This window comes from Bradyrhizobium sp. BR 10261 (assembly GCF_019455395.1).
In the GTDB taxonomy this organism is placed as follows: domain Bacteria; phylum Pseudomonadota; class Alphaproteobacteria; order Rhizobiales; family Xanthobacteraceae; genus Bradyrhizobium; species Bradyrhizobium manausense.
Window position 1 is genome coordinate 194,905 of the sequence record NZ_JACOFQ010000007.1, and the last position, 11,856, is coordinate 206,760.

The 11,856-nt window shown below is 64.1% G+C and carries 8 protein-coding genes; 3 read left to right on the forward strand and 5 right to left on the reverse strand.

The window, feature by feature from the left end; genetic code table 11:
• Window positions 1–65: 65 nt before the first annotated feature.
• Window positions 66–521 carry an Lrp/AsnC family transcriptional regulator gene (locus tag HYH07_RS10520; protein ID WP_220002423.1) on the forward strand — a complete coding sequence of 152 codons (456 nt, stop codon included), beginning with the start codon at window positions 66–68 and terminating at the stop codon, window positions 519–521.
• A 114-nt stretch (window positions 522–635) separates the two neighbouring features.
• Here HYH07_RS10520 and HYH07_RS10525 read toward each other — a convergent pair whose 3' ends face one another.
• Entirely contained in the window at window positions 636–1,421 is a 786-nt protein-coding gene (locus tag HYH07_RS10525; protein WP_220002424.1) for a fumarylacetoacetate hydrolase family protein, read from the reverse strand.
• Between the two features lie 15 nt (window positions 1,422–1,436).
• Window positions 1,437–2,804 carry an LLM class flavin-dependent oxidoreductase gene (locus tag HYH07_RS10530; RefSeq protein WP_220002425.1) on the reverse strand — a complete coding sequence of 456 codons (1,368 nt, stop codon included), beginning with the start codon at window positions 2,802–2,804 and terminating at the stop codon, window positions 1,437–1,439.
• 417 nt (window positions 2,805–3,221) lie between these two features.
• Between HYH07_RS10530 and HYH07_RS10535 the strand changes: the two genes are divergently transcribed.
• Window positions 3,222–6,785: an EAL domain-containing protein gene (locus HYH07_RS10535; RefSeq protein ID WP_220002426.1), complete on the forward strand. Its 3,564-nt coding sequence runs from the start codon at window positions 3,222–3,224 to the stop codon at window positions 6,783–6,785.
• Between the two features lie 139 nt (window positions 6,786–6,924).
• Here HYH07_RS10535 and HYH07_RS10540 read toward each other — a convergent pair whose 3' ends face one another.
• The 3 genes from HYH07_RS10540 to HYH07_RS10550 all read right to left on the reverse strand — a co-directional run bounded on the left by HYH07_RS10540 (window position 6,925) and on the right by HYH07_RS10550 (window position 10,434).
• Window positions 6,925–7,731: a WecB/TagA/CpsF family glycosyltransferase gene (locus HYH07_RS10540; RefSeq protein WP_220002427.1), complete on the reverse strand. Its 807-nt coding sequence runs from the start codon at window positions 7,729–7,731 to the stop codon at window positions 6,925–6,927.
• Window positions 7,724–10,015: an exopolysaccharide transport family protein gene (locus HYH07_RS10545; RefSeq protein ID WP_220002428.1), complete on the reverse strand. Its 2,292-nt coding sequence runs from the start codon at window positions 10,013–10,015 to the stop codon at window positions 7,724–7,726. The genes HYH07_RS10540 and HYH07_RS10545 overlap by 8 nt, the downstream gene beginning before the upstream one ends.
• A 278-nt stretch (window positions 10,016–10,293) precedes the next feature.
• On the reverse strand, window positions 10,294–10,434 hold the full coding sequence (locus HYH07_RS10550; protein WP_220002429.1) for a hypothetical protein: 141 nt from the start codon (window positions 10,432–10,434) through the stop codon (window positions 10,294–10,296).
• 387 nt (window positions 10,435–10,821) lie between these two features.
• Between HYH07_RS10550 and HYH07_RS10555 the strand changes: the two genes are divergently transcribed.
• Window positions 10,822–11,850, forward strand: a complete 1,029-nt coding sequence (locus HYH07_RS10555; protein WP_220002430.1) for a glycosyltransferase family 2 protein — start codon at window positions 10,822–10,824, stop codon at window positions 11,848–11,850.
• The last annotated feature ends 6 nt before the right edge of the window (window positions 11,851–11,856 follow it).

Here is an 11,856-nt window from a genome sequence, read left to right on the forward strand (position 1 = left end):
GGATATCGGTAGATTTTTGCTAGTTTGACCAAAATGTGGTATAGTTTATCAATTTGAGGCCCTCGATGATTGAAGACCAGGACATCAGGATTCTCGCTCATCTCCAGAAGGACGGTCGCGCCACCAACCAGCAGCTCGCCGATGAGGTCGGCATGTCGACCTCGGCCTGCTGGCGCCGGGTGCGCGCACTCGAGGACAGCGGCGTCATCCGCGGCTATGCCGCCCTCATCGCGCGCGAGCAGGCGGGCTTTGCGATGTCGGCCATCCTCCATGTTTCGCTGGAGCGGCACGACGCCAAATTCGTCGACGAGTTCGTCTCGCGCGTCACGACGCGCCGCGAGGTGCTGGAGTGTTTTGCGACCACCGGTGATGCCGATTATCACCTGCGCGTCGTCGTGCAGGACATGGCGGCCTACAATCGTTTTCTCGACGAGTTCATGTTCCGCATCCCCGGCATTCGCTACGTCCGCAGCAATGTGGTGCTGAAGGAAATCAAGACCAGCGTCGCGCTGCCGTTTTGAGGCACGGGGGTGCCGTAGGGTGGGCAAAGCGAAGCGTGCCCACGTTATTTCATGGTGGAGAATGATGGTGGGCACGGCGCAAGAGCGCCTTTGCCCGCCCTGCGCCACTGTCGATTACTTTCCTTCCCGCACAAACCTGTTCCGCAACGTCCCGATACCCGTGATGTCGATCTCCACGACATCGCCGTGCTTGATGTCAGGTGACGCGCCATCGGTGCCCATCCAGATCACATCACCCGGCCACAGGGTGAAATACTTGGTCAGCTCGACCAGGAACGGCACCACGCCAAAGATCATGTCGTTCGTCGCGAAGCGGTTGGTCTCCTTGCCATTGACGCGCACGATGGTCTCCATCGTCGCAAGATCAGCCTCGGTCTCGATCCAGGGACCCATCGGCTTGAACGTGTCGGCATTCTTCGAGCGCCACAGGCTGCGATCGGCCCTCTGCCATGAACGCTCGCTGACGTCGTTGCCGATGGTGTAGCCGAACACGCATTCCATCGCGTTCGCTTCGGTGAGATGCTTCACTTTCTTGCCGATGACGACCACGAGTTCGCCCTCGTAATGGATCTTCTCCGTCGCAAACGACGGGATCACGACATCCTCGTCATGCGCGATCAGCGCGTTCTGGGCGCGGTAGCCGATCTCGGGGCGATCAGGCACGGCCGGCACCGTACCGGCCTTGTCGGCGGCTTCCTTGAGGTGCTTCAGATAATTCAGCCCGACGCAGTAGAAGGTGCGGGGGATCAGCGGCAGCTCGATCTTCACCTTCGACAGCGGATGCGTGCGCGACGTGCGTTGCCATTCACTGAGGGGATCGCCGTCGACCGCTATCACCTGATCGCCTTCGACCACGCCCCAGGAGGTCTTGCCGGAGGCGGTGAATTTCAGCCAGCGCATGTTCTGTCCTTGTTGTTATTCTGCGGCATCGTGCGGCTGCACTTTCCAGGCACCGGCGGCCGGGCGCGTCAAGCCGAGATTCTCCCGCAGCGTCTTGCCGCGATAGTCCTTCTGGAACAGGCCGCGCCGCTGCAGCTCCGGCACGACATGCTGCGCGAAATCGGCATAGGAGCCGGGCACGTACGTCGCCGCGATGACAAAGCCGTCGCAGCCGCGCTCGACGAACATTTCTTCCAGCCTGTCCGCGATTTCCTTGGGGCCGCCGACCATGGCGTCATGCACGTGGCCGCGGCCGGAGAAGGTGACAAAGTCGCGCGCGCTCGGGTTGCTCTTGCCCGAAGCCTTCAGCACGCCGTCGCGGATGCCCAGAATGCCCTGCATGCTCCTGAGGTCGTCCGTCGTCAGCGGTTCGTCGAGACCCTTGGAAGCAAAATCGTAGTTGAGCGCTTCGGATAGCAGCGACAGCGCGTCGATCTCCAGCGGCAGCTTGTTGATCAGCGCCATCTTGTCTTCCGCCTCCGCCTGGGTCGCAGCGCAGACCGGAGTGGTCAGATTGCAGAGGAACATCTGATCAGGATCGCGGCCGGCCTTGGCGGCCTCGCTGCGCACGGCGGCGTAACCGTCCTTGGCGCCCTGGAGATTGCGCGCGGCGGTGAAGATGACTTCGCCCCACCGTCCGGCAAAGCGCTGGCCGCGGCCGGATGCGCCGGCCTGGATGATGACGGGATGGCCCTGCTGTGAGCGCGGCACGGTGAACGGCCCGCGGGACTTGAAGGCCGCGCCCTTGTGATCGAGCCGCTTCACCTTGGTCGGATCGGCAAAGCGGCCAGTCTTTTTGTCCATGATGAGCGCGCCGTCCTCCCATGTGTCCCAATGGCCGAGCACGACCTCCATGAATTCGTCGGCCTTGTCGTAGCGGGAATCATGTTCGGGATGGGAGTCCCGTCCCATATTGAGCGCCTCGCCGTCGTTGAGCGAGGTCACGACGTTCCAGCCCGCGCGCCCGCCCGACATCAGGTCGAGCGTGGCAAAGCGGCGCGCGACGTCGAACGGCTCGTAATAGGTGGTCGAGCAGGTTGCCCCCAGGCCGAGCTTGTCGGTCACCATGCCCATCGTGGTCAGCACGACAATCGGATCCATCTTCACGCAGCGGATGCCGTATTCGACGGTGTGGGCGTGGTCGTTGCCGTAGCGGTCCGGCATGGCGAGACGATCGTCGAAGAAGGCCATGTGGAATTTGCCGGCTTCGAGAATTTTCGCGATCTCCTGGTAATAATCCGCAGACATGAAGTCGCTGCGCGAGTCCGGATGCCGCCACGAGCTCGGCAAGTTCGTGCAGTTCTGCGCCTGAAGGAAGCCGACCAGGACCATCTGCCTGTCCATGCTGCTGTCTCCGGATGTGTCAGGACAGATCGAGGGCGATTTGGAAGTCCTCGGAGGCGCCGGCGGCTCGGAGCAGCGCCGCGCTGACGCGCGTGAGACGGTCGGCCTTGACGATCGGCATGGCGTTTCCTCGGCTTTCGTGCCTTTAACGGACCTGTTGTTGGATGCCATCGTCTCAAAGCGGAGGTGCGATATCAATCTCCCGTAAACCAATACAGGGCTGCAAATTCGTAAACAGAGCGCGCCTTTGGTCGAAGGCTCCTGCCGCGCGGCGTTATTCCCGGACATTTTTCAGCTAGCATTCGCTGCTCGTTCACTCTGATTGGCGGTTTCCCTGCCGCAATAACGACCATTTAGGCGATCCCTATTCATAAGGTACCCGGGAAAAATCGGCAGAAATGCCCGGGAGTTGAGACCGTGTCGACGTCACTCGCGCGCACCTTTGCGGCGCTGAGCGCCATTAACGAAGCGATCCTCTACGCGAAATCGCCGGAGGAGCTGTACCAGATGGTCTGCGACGCCGGGTTTTCCAGCGGAGACTTCATGGCCGTCGCCGTGTTCCTGGTGCAGCCGGACGGCCAGCACCTGCGTTTCGCTGCCGGGCGTGGCGACGATGTGGCTCGCCTGCGCGCGCTCAAGATCACCACCGAAGCCGGCGCGCCCGAGGGCTTGGGTGTCGGCGGCGAAGCGTTTCGCACGCAGAAGCTCTGCATCAGCAACGACTATCTGAACGATCCGCGCTCGCTGGCATGGCGTGAGGGCGCGACCAAAGCGAATATCGGCGCCGCGGCGGCGTTACCGCTTCTGTGTAACGGCAGCAGCGTCGGTGTGCTGTACGTGACCCGCAGCGAGGCCAACTCGCTGAACGAGCAGATGGTGTCGCTGTTCGAGCGCATGTCGACCAACATTTCCTACGCGCTGGAGAATTTTGCGCGCGAGGCCGCGCGGCAGGCCAGCGAGCGGACGACGCGGCGGCTCAACCGCATGTTCGGCGCGCTCAGCGCGACTAACGAAGCCATCCTTCGTGCAAAGAACGAGCAGGAGCTGTATCAGCTCGTGTGCGACGCCTCCGTGCACGGCGGCAAGTCGCTGGCGACCTTCGTTCTGCTGAAGGAGCCGGATTCGCATTGGTTGAAGCCCGTCGCCGGCACCGGCGAGAATCTGGAGATCGCGGCGCGGACCCATTACTCCACCGATCCCGACAATCCCTACGGCCGCGGCATTTCCGGCGAGGTGTTTCGAACACAGAAGCCCATTGTCGAGCGCGATCTCGCGCGTCGCACCAAGGGAACGCCGTGGGAGCAGCCCAACGTCAACACCGGCGTCGCCGCGCTTGTCGCGGCGCCGCTGGTCAAGCACGGCCAAAGCATCGGCGTCATCCTGGCCTTCCTCAGCCAGTCCTGGGCCAAGGATGACGAAGTCGTCGGGTTGATGCTGCGCATCGCCGAGAATGTCTGCTTTGCGATCGACAATTTCGACCGCGAGGCCGAGAAGGCCCGGATCGCCGAGGAGGAGGAACGCCTGGCGCGCATGTATGCGGCGCTGAGCGCGACCAACGAGGCGATCCTGCGCGCCCATTCGCGTGCCGAGCTGTTCGATCTCGTCTGCGAAGCAACGGCGAAAGGCGCCAAATTCACCTCGGCCGCCATCGCGCTGGTCGATCACAAGGCCGAGCTGCTCCGCGTCGCCGCCTGTTACGGTCCGAACGCAGATGCGGTTCGCAACTTCAGATTTTCGACCTCGGATCAGGTGCCCGAAGGCCGCGGGTTGACCGGAACGGCTTTCCGTACCCGCCAGCCCTGCATCAGCAATGACGTGCTGTCCGACGACCGGATCAAGCCCTGGGCGGACAATGCCCGCCGCCACGGCATCGGATCAGCCGCGGCGTTGCCGCTGTTCAACGGCGACCGTATCGAGGGCGTATTCGTGTTCAACTCGCCGGAGCGCGGCACCTTCACGCCGGAATTTGTCGAGCTGCTGCAGCGGCTGCAGGCCAATGTCGCCTTTGCGCTCGACAATTTCGATCGGGCCGACGAACGTGCGCGGGCCGAAGCGCAGAAGGAGCGCCTGACGCGCATGTTCGCGGCACTCAGCGCCACCAATGAAGCGATTGTGCGCGCCAAGTCTCGCGCTGAGCTGTTCGAGCTCGTCTGCCGGGCCGCGTCCACCGGCGGCAAGTTTACCTCGACGACCATTGCGCTCGCCAGTGCCGACAGCGATCAGCTCGCGATCGTGGCAGCCGCGGGACCTTCCGCCGGGACCACCCGCAATGTCCGTCTCTCCGTCGACGCCGGCCGACCCGAGGGGCGGGGCATGAGCGGGACGGCGTTCCGCACGCGCAAGCCTTGCATCGTTAACGACTATGTCAACGACAGCCGCGTCAGCGCCTTCCATGCTGTCGTCCGCACCGATGGCGCGCGCTCCGGCGCGGCATTTCCGCTGATCACGCACGACAAGGCCGTTGGCGTCATGATCTACATGTCGACGGAACAGGACACCTTCACATCCGAGTTCGTCGAGTTGTTGCAGCGCCTCGCCGACAACGTCTCTTTCGCGATGGAGAATTTCGATCGCGCCGACGAGAAGAACAAAGCCGACGAGCGGATCGAATACCTCGCCTCGCACGACAGCCTGACCGATCTGCCGAACCGCGAGACCTTCAACGGGCTGCTGCGCGAAGCGATCGACGACGCGCAGCGCCATGATCAGCGCTTCGCAGTGCTGTTTATCGATCTCGATCGCTTCAAGGTCATCAACGACTCGCTCGGGCACGAGGCCGGCGATTTGCTCCTGCTCGAGGTGGCAAATCGCTTGCGCGGCGCGCTACGGACCAGCGACGTTGTGGCGCGCCTCGGCGGTGACGAGTTCGTGGTGATCCTCGATCAGTGCGGCGAGATCGACGATGTCCAGCGCATCGCCGCCGGGCTGCTCGCCGCGCTCGCCGAGCCGATGGAGCTCGCCGGTCACGAATGCCACACCACGGCCTCGATCGGCATCGCGATGTATCCGGCCAACGGCGCCGATGCACAGACGTTGACCAAGAACGCCGACATGGCGATGTACCTCGCCAAGGAAGACGGCAAGAACGGCTATCGCCTCTTCTCCAAGGAAGTAAAGACGCAGTCGATCGAACGTTTGTCGCTCGAAAGCGCGTTGCGCCGGGCGCTCGAACGGAAGCAGTTCTCGCTGAACTACCAGCCCAAGGTCGACATGGAGACGGGGCAGATCACCGGCGTGGAAGCGCTGCTCCGCTGGAACCATCCCGATCTCGGCAACGTCTCGCCGGCGCAGTTCATCCCGCTCGCGGAAGAAACCGGCCTGATCGTGCCGATCGGCCGCTGGGTGCTGAACGAAGCCTGCGCGCAGGCGATGGCCTGGCAGCGCCGCGGCCTGCTGCCGTTGTCGATGGCGGTGAACCTGTCGCCGCGGCAGTTCGCCGACGAGCATCTGTTGCAGGACGTCGACGAAGCGCTGGCGGCGTCCGGCATGTCGCCGGTGCTGCTCCAGCTCGAGGTCACCGAGAGCATGATGATGCGCAATGTCGGGCGTGCGCTGAAGGTGCTCGACGCGATCCAGAGCCGCGGCATCCGCTTGGCAATCGACGATTTCGGCACCGGCTATTCGTCGATGTCGCTGATGAAGCATTTCCCGATCGACACGATCAAGATCGACCGTTCCTTCGTGCGCGACCTGCCGCAGGATTCGGAGGACCAGGCGATCGCGCAGGCCATCATCAGCATGGGCAAGGCGCTCGGCATGACGGTGGTTGCCGAGGGCGTCGAGAATGCCGAGCAGGAAGCGTTCCTGCGCACCCATGGCTGCGACGAGATGCAGGGCTTCCTGATCTCCAAGCCGTTGCCGGCCAAGCAGGTGGCCGAGCTGCTGCGGCCGATCGAGCTGCCGATCGCGCCGCCGCTCCAGCCGGAGACGGACTTGGCCGTGGACGAGGCGCGACCGGTGTTGAAACGCGCAATCGTCTGACGGCTGCGCAACGCAATCGAGGCGGATGCGCTACAGCATGATCCGGAAAAGTGTGCAGCGGTTTTCCGAAAAGATCATGCTCAAACAATAACCTAAAAGCGCGATTGTGATTCATCCTAATCACATCGCGCTTTAGGCCTCAGCGATTGATCGGCGGGTTGCGGCTGAAGAGAAGATAGATCGCGCGGGGATTGGTGGTCAAATAGCGCCAGAACAGACGGCGCGGCTCGAGCCAGGTACGCCAGGCCCATTCAAGCCCGACCCTCTGCATCCATCGCGGCGCGCGGGAGCGGCTGCCCGACAGGAAGTTGAAGAGGCCGCCTGACGTCTTGATGATGCCGACATTGGTCAGCCGCGGCGTGTATTCCTCGACAAAAGCCTGCTCGCTGGGGACGCCGAGCGCCACCCACAGGAAGTCGGGCGCCAGCGCGTTGATCTCGTCGACCTTGGCCCGCAGCGCCTCGCCATGGAGATAGCCATGGCTGTATCCGACGATCTTGAGCCTCGGATACATGTTCTGGACACGCCTGACGGCCGCGGCGTTCTCCTCCTCGCTGGCGCCGAACATGTAGAAGGTGCGACCGGTCACCTCCGCCTTGCGCGCGACGACATGGAACAGGTCGGTCGTGGCAACGCGCTCCGGCAATGGAAACCAGGACTGCAGCTTCGAGGCCGCCACCAGCGGCTGGCCGTCGGCATTGATCAGATCGGCGCCGCGGAACAGGCGTTCGATCTGCGGCTCCGTCGAGCAGCGCGCCAGCACCTCGCCGTTGGCGGAGGTCAGGTACAGCGGCCGGTTGATGCGGTGACGTTGATCGGTCGCCGCGATCATGAAGTCGGCGGTGGCTTCCAGGTCGAGCGCGGCCATGCGCAGGCCACCGATAGTGATCCGGGGCACGTCGGCGGTTGCGGCCCGACCTTCGAGATTGACGCGGCGCTCAAGCATATTGTTTGCCTCGCTGGAGCGTTTGGGTTGCCGGGGTGAGCTCGTCGAGCACGACACCGACGAGCTTGCGCTGGGCGGCGCCGAGCGCGGTCAGGATCTCTTCCATGCTGTCGTTGATGTCGTGGCTGGTCGGCAGCACCGCCACCAGCGCGTCAGCTACATCGAGCAGCTTGCGGCCGGCGGCCGAGAGCGGCATCGCGGGACCGTCGAGAATGACGAGGTCATAACCGCCGGCCGCGCGCGCCTGCGCAATTGCCTTGCGGATCGACTCAGTGGCCCTGTCGGCATCGGTCTTGGTCGCCGGCAGCACCGAGATGCCGTTCACGGTCTTGATCTCGCGCGCGGCCTTGCTGACGATCGAGAGCCAGCCCACCTTGCCGGTTTCGGTCTTGCCTGGGCGTTTGATCCTGTTCGAGAGCGCGTGTGATTGATGGTCGGCATCGATCATCAGCACGCGGCTGCCGTCGCGCGCGGCCGCGAGCGCGAAGTTCAACGTGGTCACGCTGCGCCCCGAGGTCTGGCCGGCTCCGACCAGCGCAATCACGGGCATCGTCTTGCTGCCGGCGCGGCGCGCCGTCGCCGCACGCATGTCGCGCAGCGCGTTGAGCAGCGTCGTCAACGGAAATCCGGGCCGGAGTGTCGGCCAGCCGATTCGGGTCAGGTCGACGCCGCTGCCGGTCGCAAGAATCGCGCCGAGCGTGCGGATCACGTCCGCCTCCTGGAGCCGGGCGATCAGCGGCTTCTCGACCAGCGCGAGCGCGGGCGGAGGCGCGGTGGCTTCGACCTCAGGCATCGCAATTCCGGGCGCAGGCTTGCGTTCGCGGCGGCTCGGTTCGGGGGTGGTCGTGCCGTTGAACAGATGCTCGGCCGCGACGAACCAGAAGATGGCGGCGAGCGCGCCGAAGCCGAAGCCGATCATCGCGAACAGGGCCATGCCCGGCGGGAACGAGCGGCGTTGCGGTATGGTGGCTTCGCCGATGACGCGGGCGGCCGAGGTGTTCAGGGTTTCCTGTTCCTCGGTCTCGCGCGAGCGCTTGAGGAAGGATTGGTAGACATCGCGGCTGGCGTCGGCTTCGCGCTCGAGCTCGCGCAGGCGCACCGCCGCCTGGCTCAGCTGCACGCTCTGTCGCTTCTGCACCTCCAGCGCCCGGTTGAGCGAGGCTTCGTAATCGCGGGCGCGGGTCAGGTCGTTCTTGGCGGACAGTGCGAAGCGATCGATCTCTTCGTTGATGGTGCGCTTGAGATCCTCGACCTGCTTCTCGGTCTGCCGCAGCGCCGGGTGGCGGGGTCCGAGTTCGGCGGTCTGCTCCGCATATTTCTTGCGGGCGTCGGCATATTGCGCGCGCAAATTGGCGATGGTCGGCGATTGCAGCGCTTCGGGGATTGCGCCCGCATCCGCGGCGGTCCGCTTGTTGGCCTCGATCTGGTCCAGCCGAGCTTGGGCGTCCATCGTCGCTGCGCGGGCCGCGGACAGGCGCTGGTTGCTGGAGGAGAGTTGCTGATCGGAGATCAGCGAATCCTGGGTGCCGACGAAATTGTTCTGGGCTTTGTAGTTGGCAAGCGCGGTCTCGGCATTGCGCAGCCGCTCGCGCAGCTCCTTCAGCCGGCCCGACAATTCGCTGGTGGCGCGCCGCGCCGCCATGGCCTGGGAGTTGCGGGATTCCGTGAGGTAGGCGTTGGTCAGGGTGTTGGCCAGCATCGCCGCCTTCGCCGGATCGGTCGACCAGACCTCGATGTCGACGATGAAGCTCTTTTCGGTCTTGCGGATCGTGATGTGCCTGTTCAGCGCGTCGAGCGCGGCGAGCTGCACCTCCTTGGCTTCCGCAGCGGAAGGCGTGCGGAGCTGGAGGCCGACCAGGCCGAGCAAGGAGGCAGCCAGGCTCTTGCCGTCGCTGCCGCCGAATTCCGGATCCTTGTCGAGACCCGCCTGCTGGATTACCTGCAGCAGCACGCTGTTGGAGGTGATGAGGCGCGCCTGGCTCTCCACCAGCATGGACATGCCGGAGACGTCCTGCGCGCGCGGCGTCAGCTCGCGATCGACCAGTTGAAGCTCGCGCGGATCGACATAGAGCTGCGCGGTCGCAGTGTAACGGGGTGTCAGGCTCTTGCCGACGGCGACGGCGAGGCACGCGCCGATCAGTGCGGCGGAGGCAATCGCGGTCTTGCGCCGCCACAGCAGGCTGGCGAGCTCCAGCACGTTGAAGCTGGACTCGGATCTCCGCCGCGGGGCTTCCGACCCGGTCGGATTTTTGGCCCGATCGATCGGCTGGTTGTAGTCAAGCATAGTCCCCAGCTTTCATTGCAACGGTCGCGGGCTGAGGGGTTACTCTTCGCTTTACGCCTCGCACCGGGGATATAGGTGCGCAATCAACGCAACAGGGAAAATTAACCATACTCATTGAGGGACTATTCACCGAAATGGCAAACAAAGCGTTTAAGGGCACGCCGCCTCTGCTGCGTCGTTGCGCCGCCCCGGTGCCGGCAGCCCTCCAGTGATTAACGGTTCTTTACCATGCGTGCCCGGCGGCGCGCACCGGTCCGGCATCGTAGCTTGACGGCCGATCAGCGCACGCATGGCTCAGCGCCTCCGCACAACGACGTGACAGTCGCTGCGCCGGACATCTGCAGCACGGCGGCGCCGTCGAACGCTTCGAGCTTCGGCAGCGTCGCCGTCGCGAAATCGATCGTGGCCGACTTGCCCATTGTTTCCAACCGCGCTTGTTCGACTTAAATTTACAGGAAAGATCGCGCGGCCTCGAAGAGCAAATCCGATGCCGCGGGGCATCACCGATCGCGGTGCTTACAGCCGGGTTAATCGGACCCCACGTTAACTACGGCATCGTCCATGCGTGCGCTTCTGGCGCGTGATGGACTGCGAATTGCAGAGGCGCGAAGCAATCTGCCGGAAAAATACGCTAAAGCGACGAAGCGCATGATAGGACGCCTCACCGACGCGACATCGCCGTCGCGGTGCAATTTGATCACGCGGGCAGGCCGCTCATATTGGGACGCATCTGTCCCGTGCGGCGGTGCCGTCGCGGGACAGTCGAGGCAGGGCTTTCTCAACATATCTCAGGCATTGAGACCGCAATGACGCTGATCCCGACAGATTTGTCCGCCAGCCGGATCTCGGAAAGGTTGCGCGATCCCTTCAGGGAGATCGCGGCGAGTTCGCGCGTCATCGACCTCTCGGTCGGCATCGTCGTCTGCATTCCCTGTTTCCGCCGACCTGAACATCTGCGGCTGACGCTGGATTCGCTGGTCAATCAGCGCACCCCGCGCTCATTCGCGGTGGTCATGGTTGAGAACGATGCGGCAGCACGCGCGAGCGCGCCGGTGGCTGCGGAATACCTCGTGTCAGGCAAACTCCAGGGCATCTGTCTGGTCGAGAAGCGGCAGGGCAATTGCCGGGCGATCAACGCCGCGTTCGAGACGGCGCAGGCGGTGTTTCCCGCCGCGACCCGCTTCCTGATGATCGACGACGACGAGATCGCTTCGCCCGATTGGCTCGAGCTGATGGTTCGCACGGCGGAGGCGACCGGTGCCGACATCGTCGGCGGACCGGTGCTGCCCGTGTTTGACGATGACAGCCAGCCCTGGCTCGCGCGTCATCCCGCCTTTTGCCCTGCCTACGATTACACCGGTGCTGTGCCGATGATCTATGGCTGCGGCAATTGCCTGATCACGCGCGCTGCGTTCGAGCGGCTCGGCAGCCCCGCCTTCGATCTGCAGTTCAATTTTCTCGGTGGCGGCGATTGCGACTTCTTCTATCGCGGCCGCAATGCCGGTATGATCTTCCACTGGACCGCGGAAGCCGTCATCACCGAGACCGTGCCGCAAAGCCGCACTGGCTTCGGCTGGATCGCCAGGCGGGGCCTGCGCATCGGCGTCATCAACTATCGTGTGCGATCCAAGGCCGCGCACGGTGCGTCGGCACGGGCGCGCCTGTTTGCGCAGACGCTCGGACGGCTGCCGCTGTCTCTGATCCGCTCGTTCCGCCTGCTGACGTCATCGAAGGCCGTCGTGGCGATGCATCCCTTGCTGGTGGCTGTCGGGTCCGCGCTCGCAGCTTTCGGCTTCGATCCGAAGCCCTATCAGGCCTCGAAGATCCCCTCCTGACGGGTT

Excerpts from the sequence above, each read along its gene's own strand:
- HYH07_RS10545 (WP_220002428.1), bottom strand. The coding sequence starts at position 10,015 with ATGCTTGACTACAACCAGCCGATCGATCGGGCCAAAAATCCGACCGGG.
- HYH07_RS10525 (WP_220002424.1), bottom strand. The coding sequence starts at position 1,421 with ATGCGCTGGCTGAAATTCACCGCCTCCGGCAAGACCTCCTGGGGCGTG.
- HYH07_RS10540 (WP_220002427.1), bottom strand. The coding sequence starts at position 7,731 with ATGCTTGAGCGCCGCGTCAATCTCGAAGGTCGGGCCGCAACCGCCGAC.
- HYH07_RS10520 (WP_220002423.1), top strand. The coding sequence starts at position 66 with ATGATTGAAGACCAGGACATCAGGATTCTCGCTCATCTCCAGAAGGAC.
- HYH07_RS10555 (WP_220002430.1), top strand. The coding sequence starts at position 10,822 with ATGACGCTGATCCCGACAGATTTGTCCGCCAGCCGGATCTCGGAAAGG.
- HYH07_RS10530 (WP_220002425.1), bottom strand. The coding sequence starts at position 2,804 with ATGGACAGGCAGATGGTCCTGGTCGGCTTCCTTCAGGCGCAGAACTGC.
- HYH07_RS10550 (WP_220002429.1), bottom strand. The coding sequence starts at position 10,434 with ATGGGCAAGTCGGCCACGATCGATTTCGCGACGGCGACGCTGCCGAAG.